Source organism: Enterococcus sp. 4G2_DIV0659, assembly GCF_002140715.2.
Lineage (GTDB): Bacteria > Bacillota > Bacilli > Lactobacillales > Enterococcaceae > Enterococcus_L > Enterococcus_L mansonii.
This window is the reverse complement of the sequence record NZ_NGLE02000001.1, coordinates 781,422-803,158: the sequence shown is the minus strand read 5'-3', so window position 1 is coordinate 803,158 and position 21,737 is coordinate 781,422. Positions and strand designations below refer to the sequence as shown.

Genomic DNA, 21,737 nt, shown 5'->3' with positions numbered 1-21,737 from the left:
AGGAGCTACATGATATGAAAAGTCAAATTACAAATGCTAAACATCGAGAACAGGCTCGTATTTCTTTGAACGATAATTGGGGGGCTATGGCATGGATTACATTTTTAGCAGTTTTTATCCGCTTCATTATTGGCTCTGTTGTTGGCAATATCGTTAATTTTCCTCAGGAGAGTTTTGGAAGTAGTCTGGTATCATTTTTATTGAATAACGGCGTCTTTTTTGCACTTACCTATGGAACGTATTACTGTGCGTTACAAGTTTTACGTGGAAAAAAGGTAGGATCGCCAATGCTTGCGACTATGTTTCAAGGAAAATTTTATTTTCCAATGTTAGTCATTAATCTGATTCAATATTTAGTTGAATTAGTGCTTAATCTAGTCGTTTTACTACCAGTTCTTTTATCTTATGGAACAGTTTTGTATTTTGGATTAATGTTTAATACTGTTACAGTAGAACAATTTCAAAATCAGATTGCTGGAAATGTTCTTTTAGGTCTACTATTAGTGGTTTTTGGTTTGCTAATGATCTTGGCAGGTGTATTTATTAGCGGTGTATTCCAATTTGCAGTTTGGGTCAAAATCGATGATCCGGAATTATCTGTAGGTGATGCGCTCAAATATGCGTTATATTTAATGCAAGGTCGCTTCGGTCAATATTTATTATTACAACTGTCCTTTATTGGTTGGTTTATTGTTGGTATTCTAGTTTTAGGTATTGGGCTATTATGGGTGATCCCTTATCATGATGTAGCTATTGCAAGTTTTTACGATACTGCACGTGAAGAGAAGGTAGCGTCTTTAGTAAACAAATAATATATAAATAAATCTCCAAAAATTGTACGTAAAAACGGCAATTTTTGGAGATTATTTTGCATTCACAAACACAAATTTTGCAAGTTCAGTCTTCATCTTTGGATGACTATCGATCAATAATGGATAAAATTTTAATGAATATTTGATGTATAATGGAAGGAGAATAGCTAAAAGGTGGGAAAGCAATGAAGAAGCAAATAGTTAAAAGTAGCTTATACATAATGTTTTTCTTTTTTTGTTTTTACTTACTTACAACTTATTCGAATGATAAAGTGAACGCTGAAACACGTTCCACCAATGATATTTTTTTAGATAGCTCGAAATGGAAAGTGACATTCGAAAAAACAACATATGTTATAAACAGTGATGTTACCTATAAAGAATCATATGATCTTTCAGCAACTAAGATCGATTTTAACCTTGGTAAAGGATATATAAGACTTGAACCAGGTACTGATGTAATTGGATTATGGATATGGGAGCAGTCGTACGGTAATTATTATGATCAATGGACTCAGACTTGGAAGACTAGAGTGTACACGGCAAAGCTTAGTCAAACTGTTCCTTTAGAGAAAGGACGTTATTATCAATTTAAGGCTAAGTACGAACTAAGTTATAGAACAGCTCTGCCCAATTATGATCATGATGTTGGTTATATGGATATTGTTGGAATATCTGGGAAAAAGTTTATTATGTCAGCCAATAACTCAGAATTGGCTAAAGGAATGGTCAACGCTGTACATACAGTTAAAGCCCCTGAAACAAAAAATTATGAGTTTCAACAAAAATTTATAGCTCCTTATGACGGGGAAGCAGATGGTGTATATGCTGATGCACGATGGTTTATATCCGATATAACTTATAAAGATGTCACAAATGAGTGGCTAACATTGAAAGATAGAATAAATGGATTGTTTATAAATGTTGAACAAAAGGAGTTAAAACTAAGTACAACAACTCAAATGGTAAAAGAGTTAAAAAAAGAAGTAGAAGACTTTGATAGTATTCTAACCCCGACTGACAAGATGAGCCTAGAAAATGTGTTAACAAAAGCGCAAACACTATTAAATAAAATCAATGTAACGATAACAACAGGAGAGTTAGTTGATAATCCTGAACAACAGGAAAGTTATACTTTAGTGGGGAAAACATATCCTAACGCCTTCCTATCTTTTTCAGGTAGTGCTTCCTTACCAGAAGGGCAATTGAGTTCAGAAGTCAAAGGGGATACAAGCAACTATCAAATTCGTGCAAATAATGATGGGGCGTTTAGTTATAGATTACCTAGAGATTCTTATTTTAAAGCAGGAGAAAAAGTTGAAGTTAAAAGTATGTTGAACGGGAAGTTTGCTACAGTGACTAAAACGGTACAAGATACGACTCCTCCAGAAGCACCTAAGTTAGATTCAGTTGCTGATATATCTAGTTCATTTTCAGGAGATGCTGAACCCAATGCCACAATTAACCTGTACGAATCAGGGACTAATGTTGTATTTTTAACAGGAAAAGTTGATGACAAGGGACGTTTTGACCTCCGTATTCCGGAAGAGAGAAAACCATTAATACCTTATAAAAATTACGAAGTAACTGCAACTGATGGTGGAGGAAATACAAGTGTATTCTCGAACACTCAACAAGTAAAAGATACGATTCCACCTAGTGCTGAAGCTATTCTTCAGTATGTAAGCATAGGATCAGAGATTCCGAATGTTTCTACTATGATAAAGAATATCTATGACAATGCAGGTTCTGAAGCTGTTACAAAAATGCTGATTAAAGAGCCAGACTTAACAAAAGTAGGTCGAGCAACTGCGATAGTTGAGTTAATGGATAAGGCGCAGAATAAAACACCTATTGAGGTTCCTTTTCTAGTAGAAAGTCCAGATGTAGTGAAAGATGGCACGTACATGCTTTATGGTGAAAGCTTTAGTGCACTAGCGGTAGATTATCCGGACACAGAAAAAGAACAGATAGAATTTATTTTAGCGAATAGTAAGGGGAATGCTTGGGAATTATCAACCGCTAAAGAAAGAAAAGGATTGATTTCTGTTGATAAGACATCTGTACAAAAAGCTGCTGGAACCTATGAATTATCATTAAGTATCGGAGCAATAACTAAAAAAATAACAATGACCTTATTACCTGGTACATTAGGTATTAAAAAGCATTCGACAGATATTTCATTTGGCGAAGTAACGATTAAATCGAAAAGACAAAACATCATGCAACAAAAAGCGGTTGAGCTAACGATAGAAGACACTAGAATTATCAAAAATCAATGGCGCTTAACTGCTCAGTTGACAGATCTTTTTCAAAATGCAAAAGGAGAAAAAGAATCAGGATTAGGCTTATATGTAAAAGAGATAGGACATGAAATAATACCAATCAATAGCCAAGTTGCTAATGAAGTATTTAATTCAAAAGAAAGTGATAAGCGAGAGGTCGGTATCCTATTTTCTGAATCATCGCGTTCATTGAATTTAGAAGTTATGCCTGGAAAAATATTAAAAGAAATTGCTTATACGACTAAAATCAATTGGACGATAGAAAATGGACCATAAAAAAAGGATCTGTTGAAGGACAAATGAGTTTCTTTTTATTCTTTATTCCTATCATAGATTTTTGCTTGACCGTTTCAAGTAGAATTATAGTTATTTTAAATTAAAAAAGGAAGATAATGACAATAGACTGACGAGAAATTTTTATTCAGTTATGTAAATAATTGTCGCTATCTTCCTTTTTTATGTTACCATTAGGTTGAAAATACTCAGGAGGTTGAAACTGATGAAAATAACCGTTTTAGGCTGTCTTGGTGCGTATCCATATAAAGGCGAAGGAACCAGTTCGTACCTGCTAGAATCAGATGGTTTTAAGCTATTGTTAGATGCTGGAAGCACAACCTTAGTCAATTTAGAAGAGCATCTTGATCCATTAACATTAGATGCCGTGATCTTATCTCATTATCATTACGATCATATCGCTGATCTAGGAGTGTTGCAGTATTATCGCCAATTGTATCCAGTGATGGAGCCGACTCCTATCTTGCCGATTTATGGACATACAGATGATTCTGTTCATTTTGAAGCACTGAATATGCCTGGTGTGTCAAAAGCAGTTCCCTATTTTGAAGCGGAAGAATTAAAAATAGGTCCTTTTCTTGTTACCTTTATGAAAACAATCCATCCAGTTCCATGTTATGCGATGCGTTTTGTAGAAGAGAAAACGGGCAAAGTATTTGTTTTTACAGGGGATTCCGGTTATTTAGAAAGTTTCATTGATTTTACAAAAGATGCAGATGTATTTTTGGCTGACACTTATTTGTTCGAAGGAAATGAGAAGCATCACGCACATTTTACCGCAAAAGAATCTGGAGAAATTGCAAAAGCTGCCAATGTCAAAAAACTGATTCTGACTCATTTACCTCAACATGGCTCGTTGGAGGAATTGAAAAAACAAGCTGAAAAAGCCGCTGGAAATCAAGTGTCCGTTTGTTTAGCGAAGAAAAATTTAGTGATTGAAATTTAAGGAGTGGTGAACAATGATTTTTGTACCAAATGAAAACAATGATCCAAGAGTTAATTTAGCGATTGAAACGTATTTGTTAAAAGAGAAACCATTAGATGAACCGATTCTATTATTTTATATTAATGATCCATCGATTATTATTGGTCGTAACCAAAATACAATTGAAGAGATCAACAAAGAATATGTAGATGAACACGGGATTCATGTGGTTCGACGTTTAAGTGGTGGTGGTGCTGTTTATCATGATCATGGGAACTTGAATTTTAGTTTTATTATGCCAGATGATGGCAATTCCTTCCGTGATTTTGAAAAAGTGACACAACCGATTATTCAAGCCTTGCATGAGTTAGGAGTTTCCGGTGCAGAATTAAAAGGCCGTAATGATTTAGTTATAGACGGGATGAAATTTTCTGGAAATGCAATGTATGCCACAGCGGGAAGAATGTTCGCACATGGTACATTGATGTTTGATAGTAATATTGATGAAGTAGTTAATACCTTAAAAGTTCGTAAAGATAAAATCGAATCTAAAGGGATCAAATCCGTTCGTTCTCGGGTGACGAATATCAAACCATTTCTCCCAGCAGACAAACAAGAGATGACGACAGAAGAATTTCGTGAAGATATTTTGTTGAAAATTTTTGGTGTAGACTCTGTTGATCAAGTGAAAACGTATGAGCTAACGGATGCAGATTGGGAAAAAATCAATCAGATTTCAGATGAATATTATCGCAACTGGGATTGGAATTATGGAAAATCCCCAGCCTTTAACTTAGAGCGTCATCAACGTTTTCCAATTGGTTCTATTGATGCTCAAATGAATGTGGAAGACGGTGAAATCAAAGAAATCAAAATCTTTGGCGATTTCTTTGGATTAGGTGAGATTAAAGATGTTGAGGATATTTTAACGGGTACAAAATATGAAAAAGCAGCAATTGAAGCAGCTGTAGATAAGATAAACATCAAAAAATATTTTGGAAATATCGAAAAAGCAGATTTAGTAGCATTATTGTATTAATCTTATAATAGAAAAGATTCTGGAATGGAGTGGATGACATTTTATTCTAGAATCTTTTTTGACATCAATCCTATCAATTCGTATAATATAGAAGCAACTTCACATTCAAAAAATAAGTGAACGTACAATCTCACGCTTAAATTGTTTCATGAATGTATGTTGAAGCAAAGTGACGAGTAAGCGTAGAAAAAAGGAGCCAATAGAATGCGAAACGAAATGATGCATCGACCAGTAGTCAAAAAAGAACTTGTCGATTTTATGAGAAATAAACAGAAAAAAATTCAAGGGGAATTAGGTGTGATTGAAGAAGAAGCACATGAAGCAGGTGTTCCGATTATTCCCCATGAGACTGTTGTGTTTCTACAATTTTTCCTCAATCAAATCAAACCCAAAAATATTTTAGAAATAGGAACAGCAATTGGCTTTTCTTCTAGCTTGATGGCCCAATACGTGGGTGAAGAGGGTCATGTAACAACAATCGATCGTTTTGATGTGATGATCAGAAAAGCTAAAGTAACATACGAACGATTAGGATTGACGGATAAAGTTACGTTATTAGAAGGACAAGCAGCAGAAATTTTACCTACACTAACGGGTCCCTATGATTTTATTTTTATGGATAGTGCGAAATCAAAATATATTGAATTTCTGCCTGAATGTTTACGATTATTGCGCGTAGGAGGCGTTTTAATGGTGGATGATGTGTTTCAAGCAGGAACGATTTTAGACCCAATTGAAGACATTCCACGTAGTCAAAGAACGATCTATAGAAAACTGAATCAATTTTTAGACACAGTCATGACGCATCCAGATTTGACATCAAGTTTGCTACCGCTTGGAGATGGTGTAATCATGATTACAAAAGAAAGAGAAATAACTGAATAAAAATACATGCTTGGATCGGCTTAAAATGTGTTGATCCAGGTTTTTTCATTTGATAAAAGGAGGGAATAAAATGAAAACAGATGAACTAAAAATACAAGTGCTAAACAGATTAGTCCAACATTATGGATTCCAGCATTGGTGGGAAGACGAGAATCGTCTGTCTGACTGGGTATCAATGATCCTAATTCAGCAAACAACGGAAAAAAATGCACATCAGGCATTAAGCAATTTAGAATCTTATTTAACCATCGAAAAACTAGACTCTATTGAATTGGAAAAACTTCAAGAACTCATTCGTCCGGCTGGATTTTTCAAACAAAAAAGTATGTACATTAAAGAATTGATTCATTGGTTTATGTCTCATGGGAGTGATTTTGATAAGTTTTACGAGTATTCTACTGAAGAACTTAGAAAGGAACTTTTGACGATCAAAGGTGTCGGCCCGGAAACAGCGGATGCCATGTTACTTTATATCTTTGAACGAAACGTTTTTATCGCTGATCAGTATGGGATTCGTTTGTTTAATCGTTTAGGATTTGGTCCATACAAGACCTATGAAGAAATGAGGAAAGACTTTATTCATTTGACTGAGTCAATTCCTTATAAACTGTGTAAAGAGTGGCATGCAGTGATTGATGTTCATGGAAAGCATTTTAATAAAGATAAGAATATGGACGAATCCTTTTTAATTTCCTAAAGGATCACTTTGTTTAATCTTCATTTAAGTTTCAAAATGTACACTCTCTTTATCAGAGGAGGGGAACATCTTGAACAATACGAATCGTGTGAAAAAATGTTTTTTTCAAATACTTTCAATGGTGGGGGTTGTCATAATGCTATTTCTGTTATTTCAAAAAAGCTTAACGGCATTTGCTGAAAAGTTTACATCGACAAATGAACCTGTGGAAATTCATACACCAACGATTTTTGTTCCGGGAACGAATGGTACAGTAAATCGTTTTAACGGATTGATCAAAGAATTAGATTCCAAGGCTGATATATTAAAAGTGATTGTAGCGACAGATGAAACGGTCTTTTCCAAAGGCAAAATAAGGAGTGAGACAAAACATCCTGTCATAGTAATTGCCTTTGAAGACAGTAGCAATAAAACATTACCCATTCAAGGGAAATGGTATCAATTAGCATTAAGTTATATTCAAAAAAAATATTCATTTGAGACGTATAATTATTTCGGTCATTCAAATGGTGGATTGGTCATCACTTCTTATTTGGAAGAATTTCAGCAAGCAGCCGATCCGTCATTGTCTAAACTAATAACCCTAGGCACACCATATAATGATACTTCCAAAAAATACAATGAAGCTGTGACATCATTTGCACGAGTGAAAGAAACAAGTGAGCTATTAAAGGGATATTTAAAAAATCAAGAAAATATCCCTAATACGATTGAGATGTTGAATATTGCCGGAGAAGTAGCAGAGACCGCTTCTGACAATACTGTACCTGTGCAAAGTGTATTTTCTGGGAGATATATTTATCAAAATAACATTACTAATTATCAAGAACGATTGATTCAAGGTGAGGACACTAGTCATAGCGAACTGGTGGAGAATAAAGAAGTGATCAATAGTATAAAAGAATTTTTCTGGTAAACGATAAAAGAAGCGTTAAGCCCCGAGAACTGATACAATATCAACTCGTACCTCGTCGTATTTTACAGTAATAAGAAGGAATTCACAAAAACTGTTCTTTAAACTTTTGTGGATTTCAGCTTATTTCTAAAGAGGGGGCTTTTGCGCTCTCTCCGTTTATTATTATTTTTCTAAAGACTTCAAGGCCGCTTCGACAGCATGAATTTTAGTTGTATCAAAAAGTGGAACAGCAGTATCACTTTTTGAAATCAGCATCCCAATTTCTGTACATCCTAAAATAACTCCCTGAGCCCCTTGTTGGTGTAATCGGTCAACAACTTCTAAATAAAACTGTTTGGACTTCTCTTTCAACTCTCCTAAACACAGTTCTTCGTAGATAATTTTACTGATCTTGTCACGGTCGTTTTGATTTGGAATAATTACCTCAATTCCGTCATTTTCAATAATTTGCTTGTAAAAATTTTCTTCCATTGTAAATTTTGTTCCTAGTAAACCGACTTTTTTTATTTTATTCCGCTTTAATTCCGCGGAAGTGACTTTAGCAATATGAAGAATGGGAATATTGATTTTTTGTTGGAGTACTTCTGCAACTTTGTGCATGGTATTCGTACAAATAACAATATAATCTGCTCCCGCTTTTTCTAAAGAAAGACAAGCATCTGTCAGTAATTCAGCACTTTTATCCCATTGATTTGAAAATTGATAGGTTTCAATTTCCTGAAAATCAACACTAAATAAAATACATTTTGCCGAATGAAGTCCGCCTAGTTCTGTTTTAATCGTTTCATTGATTAATTTATAATAGCCAGCAGAACTTTCCCAACTCATACCACCCAATAATCCAATGGTCTTCATTTTCATTCCCCCAATTACCATTTTTACTAAGTATACCAAATAAATAGAGCGCTTGTTTATTTAGATATATATTCATTACGTATAGTCTGTTTAAAGAAAGGCTCTTTAAATGTTGGAGATTGTTGTTATTGAGAATGAAAGAGCTATTTTCTCAAAGAAAAGACGAAAATAGCAAAAATAAAATAACTAAACTATAATAATTCTATTGACATAATAATTTTAAATTGATACGCTAAGAGTGTAGAAAAATATCTAGCTGCATGGGCCTAGTCTGTCTGAAAAAAGAGAAAATAAGGTTGAGATGGGAAGCCTCTCATTCATCGTTGCCTGTTTTTTTAGTCGAGACTAAGCGAGCCTATTACGCTTTTAAATTTTAGGAGGAAAAATAAATGAACTTAATCAACACAAAACTATTAGACTTTGAATGTGACGCGTATCAAGATGGAGAGTTTATTAAAGTGTCAACTGCAGACGTATTAGGCAAATGGAGTATTTTCTTCTTCTATCCAGCTGACTTTTCATTTGTTTGTCCAACAGAATTAGGGGACATGCAAGATCATTACGATCATTTAAAAGAGTTGAATTGTGAAGTGTACTCAGTATCAGAAGATAGCCACTTTGTTCATAAAGCATGGGCGGATGCGACTGATACAATCGGAAAAATTAAATACCCAATGTTAGCTGATCCAAATGGTAAGATTGCTCGTTTCTTCGGCGTTTTAAATGAAGAATTAGGTCAAGCATACCGTGGAACATTTATCGTTAGCCCAGAAGGCGAAATCAAATCTTATGAAATCAACGACATGGGAATTGGCCGTAATGCAGAAGAGCTAGTGCGTAAATTAGAAGCTTCTCAATTTGTTGCAGAGCATGGAGATAAAGTATGTCCAGCTAACTGGAAACCAGGTGAAGAGACTATTGCACCAAGCTTAGATTTAGTTGGCAAAATCTAAACACATAAATAAAAAAGCTGTAAGACTTCCTTTTTTAGGGGAGTCTTTCTTAAAATTTTAGATTAAAAAATGAAGTAGAATAAGAGGAGAACGTATTATGAGTCAAGAAATTTATGATTTGATTGTGATTGGCGGCGGATCAGCTGCTTTATCTGCAGGAATTTACGCAGGTCGTGCGATGCTAGATACATTGATTATTGAAAAAGACAAAATTGGTGGACAGGTAACAACAACATCTGAAATTGTGAATTATCCAGCGATTCGCGCAACAACTGGACCTGAATTGATGGAAGATATGCGTTTACAAGCATTAGATTTTGGCGTTGAATTTACGACAGATGAAGTGATTGATGTTGATTTAAGTCAAACCGTAAAAACGGTGAAATCTGCTACCAAAACCTATCAAGCCTATGCTGTGATCATTGCAACAGGTGCTTCAGCACGTAAAATCGGTTTCCCAGGAGAAGTTGAGTTTACTGGTCGTGGGATTGCGTACTGTTCAACATGTGACGGTGAATTTTTCCAAGGCTTAGATATATTCGTCCTTGGTGGCGGATATGCAGCCGCAGAAGAAGCAGTTTATTTAACTCGCTACGGTAAATCAGTAACAATGATTATTCGAGAACCTGATTTCACTTGTGCGAAATTAACCGCAGAAGCAGCAAAACAACATCCAGATATTAAAATTGTCTACAATACAGAAGTAAAAGAAATAACTGGAGACGACTTTGTTCGTAAAGCGGTTTTTGTCAACAATGAAACAGGGGAAGAAATAACCTATGAAGCACCAGAAGGCAGCACTTTTGGTATGTTCGTATTCGCTGGAAATAAACCAAGCACAGAAATTTTTGAAGGAAAAGTCGAATTAGATCGTGGCTATGTACCAACGAATGAAAATATGGAAACAAATGTCCCAGGAGTTTATGCAGCAGGAGATTTACGTATCAAAGAATTACGTCAAATCGTCACAGCTGTGGCAGATGGCGCAATCGCTGCAACAAATGCGCAAAAATATATCACAGAAGAAAAAACAAAAGCTGGTTTGCCAATCGTCAATGAGCGTATGGAAAAACGTCTAGCCGAACAACATGCAGCAAATAAAGAAGCGGCACCTAAAAATGAGAAGAAACCTGCTAAAGCAACGAGTGGAAATAACACTTGGTTCCCAGATGCTATGAGAGAACAATTAGGCGGTATTTTTGGAAAACTAACTAAAAACGTTACATTACTTCAAGTGATGGATAGCAGTGAAGAAAAATCACTAGAATTAAACTCTTTCTTAACAGAATTTGCTTCATTAAGTGATAAAATTTCATTAGAAACTATCCAAAAAGGTGAAAAAGCAGATTTAGAATCAAAATATGGCATTGATAAATTGCCAAGTGTGGTTGTGTTGAACGATCAAGGTGAATACACAGGAATTAAATTTAGCGGTATTCCAAGCGGACATGAAGTGAATTCAATCGTCTTAGCGGTTTATAATGTGGGAAGTGCTGGACAACCGATAGAAGAGCCTGTGGTTAATAAAATCAAGGATCTACCTAAAAAGAAAGTTCAGATTTTTGTTTCATTGACATGCCATTATTGTCCAGATGTGGTAGCTGCGTGTCAAAGAATTGCATCAATCAATCATGATGTTGAAGCTGAAATGATTGATATCGGTGTGTTCCCAGAATTGAAAACAGAGAAGAAAATCATGAGTGTACCAGCAATGATTATCGATGATCAGGAAATTGTTTTTGGTTCTAAGAATATGGATGAAATTATTGAAATATTAGAGAAATAAGGAAAAAAGAGCCCAGAACAAAGTAAAGTAACCTCCAAAAATGGTACGTGGAAACGACAATTTTTGGAGGTTATTTTTATGAATTATTGATAAGTAGCTGTACTTGACTCAGAAGATGTTGAAGATGAGCTAGTGGTTTTTAAGTAGTCATTCAGTTCAACACTAATGGCATCGTAAATTCGTTCAGCTATTAATTGATGTCCCTTTTCGTTCGGATGCATGTCATTTTCTAAGCCAGAAGTTTTATTAAAGTGATTAGGAATGCTTTTAGGATTGATGGTATCGTCTCGTTCAATCCAGAGGTTTCGAATATTCGCCACTGGAACTTGATACTTTTGGCCAACAGCTATAATAATATCGTCATATAATTTGGAAATTTTTTGATCTCTATTCCAAGTTGTGACTAACACGAGCAAGATATCCTGTTTTTGTAATTCGTTAATGGCATACGACAAGTTTACTTCAAATTGTTTTAAGCTTTGTTCATCTTTGTGGGCTAAAATATCATTTGTTCCGTATTCTATTGTGACGAGGTTGGGTTTTTGTTGGATGATTTCGTCCATACTTAAAAGTCCTAAGTTATTGAGAGTCGCTCCAGGTTTATGGACCCCTTTTTCAATAACCTTCACGTGTTGTTTTTTTGCTATCATAGCTGCTAAAACACTTGTGAATCGTTGCTCTTCTTTTTCAGTGATCAAACCAGTAGAGATGCTATCACCCATTGGAGAGTAAATAATTTCGCTTAATGGAGAAGGGTGTTTTGTGATAATTTTTTGTTCCGTAGTTTTTATTGGGGATTTTTTAGGATTCCCTACTGTATAAAAATAATAACCAGCACACAGTAAACTTGATATCAATGCACCTAATAACACATAACCTATTTTATTCATAATTGATTCCTTTGCTAAAGATAGAAGATTTGTAAAAAGTACAGGTATTATTATAACAAAGTCTCATTTGGATTGCTAATTTTTCATAATGTACTTTAAAAGATTGTAAAATCAAGTATAATGTACTTTAGGTTAAAAAATTTGAAGAAGTTGAAAGGGTCAGGTAGGTAATGAAAGTTAGAAAGTCGAATTTTGAATTATTTCGTATACTTAGTGCATTTGTGATAGTCATGCATCATTATGTTGTTCATTCAGAGTGGGTTTATGGAGAAAAATTAGGGGTAAAACAGATTTTTCTTGATATCATTGGATCAGCAGGGAAATTTGGTGTTAATTGTTTTCTATTGATTAGTGGCTATTTTTTTGTAACTACAGTGTTTAAACCAAAGAAATTATTATCTTTATGGTTACAAGTCTTTTTTTATTCATTAGGAATTTTTTTGATTGTTGTATTTTTTTCAAAAGATCCATCCATTCTCACTTTTAAAAATACAATTGCAGTTAGTTTTCCTGTTATTTTTCAACAATATTGGTTTATTAGTTCCTATGTATTGCTCTATTGTTTAGCACCTTTTCTAAATATTTTGGTAAAAAATATGGATAAAAAACAACACTTGTTTCTTTTAATTGTGTTGTTCGCATTCTTGTCAGTTAAGCCAGCTATTTCGTTGTTAGTAGCTAATTTTGGTGGGGTTGAAAGCGGCATGTGGTTTTTATTTATTTACTTTATTGCGGCATATATAAAGATGTATCCAGAATCATTTGCTGAAAGTTCAAAAAGTTATTTTATAAAAAGTGGGATTGTGTTTGGTATAATCATAGTGTCGATTACGTTACTTGCTATTCATAATCACCAAAGCGAAAATGGACTTTCAAAAAGTTTGATAATGGATATACATAGTCCGCTATATCTTTTGTTAGCCATATTACTGTTTTGTGGGTTTAAAAATTGGGATATGGGATCCATACCGGTGATAAACTTACTTGGTTCCGCTACTTTGGGTGTTTATCTGATTCATGATAACAACTATGTCCGCCATTATTTATGGAAGCAACTAACTGCTTTCAAATCAACATACTACGGGATAAAATTAATCTTGGTTTCTTTTGTTATTATCATTTCAGTATATGTTGTTAGCTCGATAATTGATATTTTAAGACAGAGATTATTCACTGGATTGAGCAATATGGTTGGGGGGAGAACTAAGAAACAATCGATGATGATTCCTAAGAAGAAGGCTCGAGAAGTATAAAAAACTAAAAAAGAAGCCGAAATTCACGAAAACTATTTTTCAACGTTTTGTGAGTTTCGGCTTTTTTTTAGCTACTTAAGTTTAGAAAGATAATCTGTCCATCTAGGCTCAATAGATTCAAAAATTCGTTTTGCAATTTCTTCGTGTCCTTTTTCATTGGGGTGCATATCGTTTTTTATGTTTTTATTTTTTAAAAAATTATCTGCACTTTTGGGGTCAATTGTATCCTTTCGATTTGTCCAAAGGCCACGAATATTAGCTACAGGAATATCATATTTAGAACCGACTTTAAAAATAACATCATCATATAATTGTGATCTATCCTTGTCTCTATTCCACGTGGTCACTAATACAACAAAAATATTTTGTTCTTTAAGCTCTGAAACAATGTAAGATAGGTTTGCTTCAAATTGTTTCAAGCTTTGTTCATCTTTATAATCCAAAAGATCGTTGGTTCCATACTCGATGGTAACAAGGTTTGGCTGTTGTTTTATGATGTTATCAACACTTGAAATTCCAAGGTTGCTAGCTCTAGCACCAGCTTCATAGATGCCTTTTTCTTTCACTTGAATATCATACGCTTCAGCAATTATACTTGATAAAATACTGGGAAATTTTTGCTCTTCTTTTTCAGTAATCCATCCTGCACTAATACTGTCACCCATTGGAGAATAAACGATTTGATTAAGTCTATCTAAACGTTCAGATGAATAAATGGTCTGCTGAGTTTCTGGGACCTCTTGCGTTGTTTCTTTTGGTAGAAATAAATAATAGACTGATAATACAATGATAGGAATTAAAGCCCCTAAAAATATATAAACAGATTTGTGCATAGATGAATCCTTTCTTTAAATCTTTTATGCATATCGTTATAGTACATGATAGATGGGTAAACGACATGGAACATTTATTTTATTGTTACCAACTTTTTCAATGGTTCTACACCAAAATGTTTCTCTTGATATAACAATATTTCAGCACACGCACGGCTATCTTCCAAAGCATCATGGTGATTATTTAGTTTTATATTTAAATGATCGCAAACGGTGTTTAGCTTATGATTTGGCATTTCTGGAAATAGTTTACGGCTGGTTTTCACTGTGCATAATGAAAGGTAATTCGGTTGAGTGATACCATAATAATCTAAACAGCCGGCTAAAACACCGCAGTCGAAAGGAGCATTGTGTGCTACGACTAAACTATTTGGTTTAAAACATGATTGAATCTGATTCCAAACCTCAGGAAACTTTGGAGCATCTGCAACATCTTCTGGTTTAATGCCATGGATCTGGATATTTTTCCAAAAAAAATCAGTTTCAGGCTTTATTAATGAGTAATACTCGTCTACTATTTTATTATTTTCCACTTTTACTAAAGCGACAGAACAAGCACTATGTTTGGCATAACTGGCTGTTTCAAAGTCAATGGAGTAAAAATTCATGTTCATTATCCCTTTCATTTCAAAATTAATTCATACATGCAGTATAACAAAAGATAAGCAGCATAGTAAGGTCAAATGAAAAATATTAATAGAAATTAAGAGAAATAGTTGGAGTTAAGCGTCATGTTTCAAGCGCACTTTTGTCAAATTTTCTAATCAATCATCAAATCAACTTCTACTGGGCAATGATCACTGCCAATAATGTCTGTATGAATCTTGGCATCTGTCAAGGCATCTTTTAACCCATCGGAAACAACAAAATAATCGATTCTCCAGCCAGCATTATTTTTACGTGCATTAAAACGATAACTCCACCAAGAATACACGCCTTCTTGATCTGGATAGAAATGACGGTATGTATCAATAAAGCCGCTATCCAATAGTTCTGTAAATTTTTGGCGTTCTTCTGGCGTAAAGCCAGCGTTTTTTTGATTGGTTTTCCAGTTTTTCAAATCGATATTTTGATGAGCGACGTTTAAATCGCCACACAGAATCACTGGTTTTTCCTTACCTAACGCATTTAAATAATCACGAAAAGCATCTTCCCAAGTCATACGATAATCTAAGCGTTTCAACTCATTTTGAGAATTGGGAGTGTAACAAGTGATTAGAAAGAATTTTGGATATTCCAATGTGATTAAACGACCTTCTTGATCGTGCTCATCAATTCCCATGCCGTAGCGAACACTCATCGCTTCTTTTTTTGTAAAAATTGCAGTGCCAGAGTAGCCCTTTTTTTCAGCATAATTCCAGTATTGGTAGTAACCAGGCAAGTCTAAATCAATTTGCCCTTCTTGTAATTTTGTTTCTTGCAAGCAGAAAAAATCTGCATCTAATTCGTTAAATACATCCATAAAGTTCTTTTTCACAACAGCACGTAAGCCGTTGACATTCCATGAAATACATTTCATATTATTCACCTCTTTACCATTGTAACAAGAAAATCGATGATTTCAACTTTTTACATATCAATCATTTTCTGATAGGCTAGAAATAGAAAAAGTGTAGGGATTATTTTACTTACAAAAGGAGATTTTTTTATGAAAATAGGTGTTATCGGGTTAGGAAATATTGCACAAAAAGCGTATTTACCTATCTATGCTCAATTAAGAGACGAAGTAACGTTTGTTTTATCCACGAGAAATGACCAAGCACGTCAAGAAGTTTGTGGTAAATACGGTTTTACTGAATCTGTCTCTACGATTGAAGAATTAATTGAAACAGGAATTACGGGTTGTTTCGTCCACGTAGCAACGAATGCCCATTGCCAGGTTGTTAAACAATTATTGGCTGCAGGAATCCACGTGTTTGTGGATAAACCTTTAAGTGAAAATGTAGCAGAAGTCAAAGAAATCCAAACGCTAGCCGCAGAAAAAAATCTTTTGTTGATGGTTGGTTTTAATCGCCGTTTTGCTCCGTTTGTAGAAGAGCTAAAAGCAATCGAAAATAAAAATATGCTGTTGATCCAAAAAAATCGTGTAGCAACAGAATACGACGCCTATTTTGTGATTTATGATTTGTTTTTACATTTAGCGGATACTGTTGTTTATTTGCTGGATGATGATATCGGTCAAGTTCAAACAAAAATTATCGAAGAAAATGGTCTTTTAAAAAGAGCATTACTTCATGTGGAAACAAAAACAACCACAGCGATTGCTTCAATGGATTTATATGCTGGTGCCAATACTGAAACATATCAGCTTACAAGCCCAGAAGGAACCTTTATTTTAGAAAATTTAACAGATTTAACAATCAAAAATCAAAATGGAATCCAAGCAAAAGCATTCGGTGATTGGACACCAACTTTGGAAAAAAGAGGCTTCCAACAAATGATTGAAGCCTTTATTCGAGCAATTCAAACAAATAATGCTGCTCATTTGAAACAAGAGAAGGTTTTTATTAGCCACGAATTATGTGCCAAGATGATTCAAAATCATCAGCAACATATTTTATAGAATCAGACTAGAAAGTTTTCCTTTGACATGCTAGAATGTATAGGATGTTTGAAAGAAAGGAACGACTTTCGATGAATAAAGTAGAAGTGATGAATGAATTAAATGATATAACGTTGTTTTTTGACGAACCGCTAATGAATTTTACCTTTACCAAAACAGGTGGACCAGCAGATATCTTGGCTTTTCCAAAATCAAAAGAGGAAGTTGCAGCTTTAGTTGATTACTGTAAAAATCAAGATATACCTTGGCTTGTTTTAGGGAATGCCAGTAATCTGATTGTCAGAGATGGCGGGATTCGCGGTATGGTGATTATGTTAGAAAATATGAAACAAGTATCTGTTGAAAAAAAGCAAATTATTGTAGAAGCTGGAGCAAAATTAATTGATACAACCTATGTTGCATTAGAGAATGAACTGACAGGTTTTGAATTTGCTTGTGGGATTCCTGGTAGTGTCGGTGGAGCTGTTTACATGAATGCAGGCGCGTATGGCGGAGAAATCAAGGATATTTTTACTTCTGTTGATATTTTGTTAGAGGATGGAACAATCCAGACTTTGACAAATAAAGACATGCAGTTTTCTTATCGCCATAGTGCCATTCAAGGAATGCATGCGATTATACTTCAAGCCACATTTTCTTTGGAAGCAGGAAATGCTGATACGATAAAAGCTAAAATGGATGAACTGACTGAATTAAGAGAATCGAAACAGCCTTTGGAGTATCCTTCTTGCGGTAGTGTTTTTAAACGACCAGAAGGACATTTTACAGGTAAACTGATTCAAGATGCAGGATTGCAAGGATTGAAATGGGGGGGAGCCCAAATTTCAGAAAAGCATGCAGGTTTTATTGTAAATATTGATCATGCAACGGCGACAGATTATGTTGAGTTAATCGCTCATATCCAACAAGTTATCAAAGAAAAATTTGATGTTTCACTAGAAACAGAAGTTCGAATCATTGGTGAATAATACAATGAAAAAAGGGCGAGAAAAAGTGTTTAGCTCCTCTTATTTCCAAAGGAGCTGCTTTTCTCTCGCCGTTTATTCGGATTTTTTGGTTCTGAAATATAACTTATAGAGTTATATTTCAGAACCTTTTTTTGATTTATTCAGCGTTTGCTTGTAAGTCTTCAATTTCAACGACTTTAAGGTTTTTGCGTTCTAAATGCTCAACGATCACAGCACATGTTTCTTCCGTTGTTTCAGCAGGCAGTGTAATCAATGTACGGCGGATAAATTCATCTTCCCCGATGTCCAAAGTAATACAACTAGCAATACTGCTATGTTTGGCAATGATTTTGGTCATTAAAGCAAGATCTCCTTGCTTACCAGTTGAAGCAATCGTCAATACATAACTGCCACGCTCGATATTCCAAGATTGGGCAAGAATATTTAATAACGTACTATGAGTTAAAATACCATAGAAATAATTGTTCTCATCTAATACTGCAATGTAGGGCAATTCTTTGATCGTAAAGAATACTTTAAAAAATGATGTATTCACAAAAATAAATTTCGTTGCATTTTTTAGCAAATAAGTAACTGGTAAATTCATGTCTCCGCCATTCGCTTTATGACGATAGATGTGCATTTTATAAATATTGCCTCTAAAAATTTTTTCAGATTCATCTAAAATCGGCACACAGCGATAACCAGAGTCTTCAAGGATTGTTAAAGCTTCTTCTAATGTACAAGATTCATTCACAGTTGTAAGGTTTTTCTTTTTGATAACAACGGATTTTAATAACATATAGTGACCTCCCGTAGGTTAAATTGTTCTGACAACTTCATGATAACATACTATGAAAGAAAACCATAGTTTATTGAGTAGCCATTGACATCTTCCAAAAAGAATGATAATGTTATTGAGTAAATTTGTGAATAGAGGAGGTCGAACAATGGCAACAAAAAAATCAGCACTTGCTTGTTCAGATTGTGGCTCCAGAAACTATTCTAAAGCCGTCAGCGAAGGCAAACGTGGAGAACGATTAGAGATTAAAAAATTCTGTAAATACTGTCAAAAGTACACGTTACATAAAGAGACGAAATAGATAATGGAGGAGTTCAAATGAAATTTTTACGTAGTGTAAAAGACGAGATGAAACAAGTTACTTGGCCATCAAAAAAACAATTACGCAAAGATACATTAGTCGTAATCGAAACATCAATTATTTTCGCGGCCTTATTCTTTGTAATGGATACAGCGATTCAAACTGTTTTTGGCTGGATTCTTAAGTAATTCAAACTAGTAATTCATCCTAAACAGTGCTATAATAGCAACTGAGAGAAAAACTTCGGGGAACTGAGGTTTTTTTATTTTCACATGAGAAAAAGAAAATGAGTGTCAAGGAACTGCTTGTTACTCTTGTTTTATTAATTTATCAACTATACAAACTAAAGGAGCCGAATCACACATGGAATCATTTGAAAAAAATTGGTATGTACTGCATACATACTCAGGTTATGAGAACAAAGTAAAAGCAAATATCGAATCACGTGCGCAAAGTATGGGGATGGGGGATTTTATTTTTCGCGTCGTTGTTCCAGAAGAAACAGAAACTGAAGTGAAGAATGGGAAATCAAAAGAAATCGTGCATAAAACATTCCCAGGTTATGTCTTAGTAGAAATGACAATGACGGACGATTCTTGGTATGTTGTTCGTAATACACCAGGTGTTACTGGATTTGTAGGCTCTCACGGTGCTGGAAGTAAGCCTGCGCCATTATTACAAGAAGAAATCAACCACATTTTACGTTCAATTGGTATGAGTACGCGTCAATCTGACTTGGATGTTGCTTTAGGTGACACTGTTCGTATTATTGAAGGTGCGTTTTCTGGTCTTGAAGGTGAAGTGACAGAAGTGGACGAAGAACGTCAAAAATTAAAAGTAAACATTGATATGTTCGGTCGTGAAACAAGTACAGAGTTAGACTTTGAACAAGTAGATTCGATTCAATAAAAACTGTAAATAGCCATAAAGAGTAGTGCAAAACTAAAGAGTAGTTTTGTCCTACTCTTTTCTTACTATAGTAAGTGCTTGAAAGGAGATAAAAAGTGAAAAAAAATAATTGGTATTTACTGATCATGGCATGTATCGCACTAATACTTGTTGGATGTACAGGTAAAAAAGCAGTAGAAAATAAAAATCAGTCCAGCACTAATCTACCAGCCAAAAGTGAAGATACGACGAAATCAACGGTGCCCACACTTTTTATTCACGGCTACAGTGGAGGCAAAAACTCCTTTGGCCGTATGATCAATCGTCTCGAAGGAAATGGTCTCACTAAAAAAGAACTCGTTTTGACCATTAGCCCTCAGGGTGAAGTTCAAGCAAAAGGCAAATTGACAGGCAAGAAAACAAATCCTAGTATTCAAATTTTGTTTACAGATAATAAAAATAATGAATGGAATCAAGCTGAATGGATCAAAAATTCTTTGGTGTATATTCGGGATACGTATGGTGTAACAGAGGTTAATATCGTTGGGCATTCAATGGGAGGTGCGAGTTCGCTTCGTTATTTGACTACTTTTGGTGGTGATAACACATTACCTAACATCAAGAAATTTGTCGGCATAGCAGCACCGTTTAATAATTTTGTAGAATTATCTGATGGAGAGACGATTGATGAGGTAATTAATAATGGTCCTGCATTTCAAAGCGAACGGTATACTGATTATGTAAATGGAATCGAGAAAATGTCTAAAGATATGGGAGCCATGATCATAGCAGGAGATGTAAAAGACGGTAGCTTAAGTGATGAGGCTGTCCCTGTTGCTGATGCGCTAAGCGTTGTTTCATTATTCAAAAAACACGGCAATATAGTACAGGAGAAAATTTTTTATGGAAAAGCAGCACAACATAGCAAGTTACACGAAAATAAAGAAGTCGATCAATTAGTGGCAGATTTTTTATGGGATTAAGAGGGACGTATATCGGGAATAACTGTAAAGCGAACTTTTTTTATTTCACAAAAGCGTTTAGCTCCGAAAACTAAAAGGAGTTAAACGCTTTTGTATTGCTTTTAAAAATGTACAAATCGAATAAATCCTAGAACTACACTATTTTTATCGTTCAGCATGTTCCAAAAGATATTGCTTGTATTCTTTTTGCCCTTTTTCAGTTAAAAAAGAATAAATTAAGTTTGAGCAAGTCTGTATGTAGTTTGTTTGCTGTAATAAAGTATCATGAGCAGGGCTATTGTTTTGGTTCCAAACAGTCATAAGAAGAACCAATGTTTGGGCTAAAGAACGATATTGCTCGTCCGTTATATCTTTGCGCAAAACTTCCTCTGATCGAAGTACAAGAAAAGTAGTATAAAAATAGTCCAAAAAGATACTTCGGATGTATTCTTGTTTTTTTTGAATCTCAGGATAATCTCTTCCTAACTCCAGTAAATTTTTAAAATAGTAGCTGAAGTTTTGCTCATTTTTTTCTTTAAGTACAAAGGTATCAAATAGTTCCTTCAGACTAAAACGATGAGTCTCTCTTTGTTCTAGCCGTATTTCAATATCATGAAGGATGCGGTTATTTGCATCTTTTTGTATTTCTAAAACCAAGTCTTCTTTTCGAGGAAAATGATAGGTCAAATTGCCGATAGTAGTATTTGCGGCTTTGGCAATATCACGCATAGTTACTTGGTAATACCCTTTCTCATTAAATAAACGTTTTGCTTGTTCAACAATCATTTCTTTTGCTGTTTTCATTTGAGCCTCCAAAAGTTAATTATTTATTTAAGAAAAGTTTGATTGAG

23 protein-coding genes are annotated in these 21,737 nt (G+C 34.5%); 16 read left to right on the top strand and 7 right to left on the bottom strand.

Annotation, left to right across the window (positions count from 1 at the left end; genetic code table 11):
- Positions 1 to 14 precede the first annotated feature (14 nt).
- The 7 genes from A5880_RS03770 (at position 15) to A5880_RS03740 (ending at position 7,853) form a co-directional block, all read left to right on the top strand.
- Complete coding sequence (locus A5880_RS03770; RefSeq protein WP_086331870.1) at positions 15 to 812, top strand: DUF975 family protein; 798 nt, start codon at positions 15 to 17, stop codon at positions 810 to 812.
- A gap of 185 nt (positions 813 to 997) precedes the next feature.
- Positions 998 to 3,373, top strand: a complete 2,376-nt coding sequence (locus A5880_RS03765; protein ID WP_086331869.1) for an Ig-like domain-containing protein — start codon at positions 998 to 1,000, stop codon at positions 3,371 to 3,373.
- A gap of 223 nt (positions 3,374 to 3,596) precedes the next feature.
- Complete coding sequence (locus A5880_RS03760; RefSeq protein ID WP_086331868.1) at positions 3,597 to 4,337, top strand: MBL fold metallo-hydrolase; 741 nt, start codon at positions 3,597 to 3,599, stop codon at positions 4,335 to 4,337.
- Positions 4,338 to 4,350: 13 nt separating this feature from the next.
- The gene (locus A5880_RS03755) at positions 4,351 to 5,355 is read left to right on the top strand and encodes a lipoate--protein ligase (protein ID WP_086331867.1); all 1,005 of its coding nucleotides are present in this window, start codon (positions 4,351 to 4,353) and stop codon (positions 5,353 to 5,355) included.
- Positions 5,356 to 5,559: 204 nt separating this feature from the next.
- The gene (locus tag A5880_RS03750) at positions 5,560 to 6,240 is read left to right on the top strand and encodes an O-methyltransferase (RefSeq protein ID WP_086331866.1); all 681 of its coding nucleotides are present in this window, start codon (positions 5,560 to 5,562) and stop codon (positions 6,238 to 6,240) included.
- Between the two features lie 70 nt (positions 6,241 to 6,310).
- Entirely contained in the window at positions 6,311 to 6,937 is a 627-nt protein-coding gene (locus A5880_RS03745) for an endonuclease III domain-containing protein (RefSeq protein WP_086331865.1), read from the top strand.
- Between the two features lie 136 nt (positions 6,938 to 7,073).
- On the top strand, positions 7,074 to 7,853 hold the full coding sequence (locus A5880_RS03740; RefSeq protein WP_256924850.1) for an alpha/beta hydrolase: 780 nt from the start codon (positions 7,074 to 7,076) through the stop codon (positions 7,851 to 7,853).
- A 162-nt stretch (positions 7,854 to 8,015) separates the two neighbouring features.
- Here the strand turns inward: A5880_RS03740 and A5880_RS03735 are convergent, their stop codons facing one another.
- A complete protein-coding gene (locus A5880_RS03735; RefSeq protein WP_086331864.1) occupies positions 8,016 to 8,708 on the bottom strand; it encodes an aspartate/glutamate racemase family protein in 693 nt (230 codons plus the stop codon).
- Positions 8,709 to 9,097: 389 nt separating this feature from the next.
- On the opposite strand from A5880_RS03735, the gene ahpC reads away from it, so the two are divergent.
- Positions 9,098 to 9,661: an alkyl hydroperoxide reductase subunit C gene (ahpC, locus tag A5880_RS03730; RefSeq protein ID WP_086331863.1), complete on the top strand. Its 564-nt coding sequence runs from the start codon at positions 9,098 to 9,100 to the stop codon at positions 9,659 to 9,661.
- A gap of 97 nt (positions 9,662 to 9,758) precedes the next feature.
- Positions 9,759 to 11,447, top strand: a complete 1,689-nt coding sequence (locus A5880_RS03725) for an FAD-dependent oxidoreductase (protein WP_086331862.1) — start codon at positions 9,759 to 9,761, stop codon at positions 11,445 to 11,447.
- Between the two features lie 83 nt (positions 11,448 to 11,530).
- Here A5880_RS03725 and A5880_RS03720 read toward each other — a convergent pair whose 3' ends face one another.
- Positions 11,531 to 12,337 (bottom strand): SGNH/GDSL hydrolase family protein, encoded by an 807-nt coding sequence (locus tag A5880_RS03720; protein WP_086331861.1) that lies wholly within the window; start codon positions 12,335 to 12,337, stop codon positions 11,531 to 11,533.
- Positions 12,338 to 12,507: 170 nt separating this feature from the next.
- On the opposite strand from A5880_RS03720, the gene A5880_RS03715 reads away from it, so the two are divergent.
- A complete protein-coding gene (locus A5880_RS03715) occupies positions 12,508 to 13,590 on the top strand; it encodes an acyltransferase (protein ID WP_086331860.1) in 1,083 nt (360 codons plus the stop codon).
- A 71-nt stretch (positions 13,591 to 13,661) separates the two neighbouring features.
- Here the strand turns inward: A5880_RS03715 and A5880_RS03710 are convergent, their stop codons facing one another.
- From A5880_RS03710 to A5880_RS03700, 3 genes are all read right to left on the bottom strand, one after another.
- The gene (locus A5880_RS03710) at positions 13,662 to 14,423 is read right to left on the bottom strand and encodes an SGNH/GDSL hydrolase family protein (protein WP_086331859.1); all 762 of its coding nucleotides are present in this window, start codon (positions 14,421 to 14,423) and stop codon (positions 13,662 to 13,664) included.
- 74 nt (positions 14,424 to 14,497) lie between these two features.
- Positions 14,498 to 15,031, bottom strand: a complete 534-nt coding sequence (locus A5880_RS03705) for a 3'-5' exonuclease (RefSeq protein ID WP_086331858.1) — start codon at positions 15,029 to 15,031, stop codon at positions 14,498 to 14,500.
- Positions 15,032 to 15,183: 152 nt separating this feature from the next.
- A complete protein-coding gene (locus tag A5880_RS03700; RefSeq protein WP_086331857.1) occupies positions 15,184 to 15,942 on the bottom strand; it encodes an exodeoxyribonuclease III in 759 nt (252 codons plus the stop codon).
- A gap of 129 nt (positions 15,943 to 16,071) precedes the next feature.
- Here A5880_RS03700 and A5880_RS03695 point away from each other — a divergent pair, with 129 nt between their 5' ends.
- Entirely contained in the window at positions 16,072 to 16,986 is a 915-nt protein-coding gene (locus A5880_RS03695) for a Gfo/Idh/MocA family protein (protein WP_086331856.1), read from the top strand.
- 71 nt (positions 16,987 to 17,057) lie between these two features.
- A complete protein-coding gene (murB, locus tag A5880_RS03690; RefSeq protein ID WP_086331855.1) occupies positions 17,058 to 17,954 on the top strand; it encodes a UDP-N-acetylmuramate dehydrogenase in 897 nt (298 codons plus the stop codon).
- A 136-nt stretch (positions 17,955 to 18,090) separates the two neighbouring features.
- On the opposite strand, the gene cbpA is transcribed toward murB, so the two are convergent.
- Positions 18,091 to 18,735 carry a cyclic di-AMP binding protein CbpA gene (cbpA, locus tag A5880_RS03685; protein WP_086331854.1) on the bottom strand — a complete coding sequence of 215 codons (645 nt, stop codon included), beginning with the start codon at positions 18,733 to 18,735 and terminating at the stop codon, positions 18,091 to 18,093.
- 148 nt (positions 18,736 to 18,883) lie between these two features.
- On the opposite strand from cbpA, the gene rpmG reads away from it, so the two are divergent.
- From rpmG to A5880_RS03665, 4 genes are all read left to right on the top strand, one after another.
- Complete coding sequence (rpmG, locus tag A5880_RS03680) at positions 18,884 to 19,036, top strand: 50S ribosomal protein L33 (RefSeq protein ID WP_010760564.1); 153 nt, start codon at positions 18,884 to 18,886, stop codon at positions 19,034 to 19,036.
- A gap of 17 nt (positions 19,037 to 19,053) precedes the next feature.
- Entirely contained in the window at positions 19,054 to 19,224 is a 171-nt protein-coding gene (gene secE, locus A5880_RS03675; protein WP_086331853.1) for a preprotein translocase subunit SecE, read from the top strand.
- Between the two features lie 175 nt (positions 19,225 to 19,399).
- Positions 19,400 to 19,945: a transcription termination/antitermination protein NusG gene (gene nusG, locus A5880_RS03670; protein ID WP_010760566.1), complete on the top strand. Its 546-nt coding sequence runs from the start codon at positions 19,400 to 19,402 to the stop codon at positions 19,943 to 19,945.
- A gap of 95 nt (positions 19,946 to 20,040) precedes the next feature.
- Positions 20,041 to 20,907 carry an alpha/beta fold hydrolase gene (locus tag A5880_RS03665; RefSeq protein ID WP_086331852.1) on the top strand — a complete coding sequence of 289 codons (867 nt, stop codon included), beginning with the start codon at positions 20,041 to 20,043 and terminating at the stop codon, positions 20,905 to 20,907.
- Positions 20,908 to 21,051: 144 nt separating this feature from the next.
- Here the strand turns inward: A5880_RS03665 and A5880_RS03660 are convergent, their stop codons facing one another.
- On the bottom strand, positions 21,052 to 21,690 hold the full coding sequence (locus tag A5880_RS03660; RefSeq protein WP_086331851.1) for a TetR/AcrR family transcriptional regulator: 639 nt from the start codon (positions 21,688 to 21,690) through the stop codon (positions 21,052 to 21,054).
- Between the last annotated feature and the right edge of the window lie 47 nt (positions 21,691 to 21,737).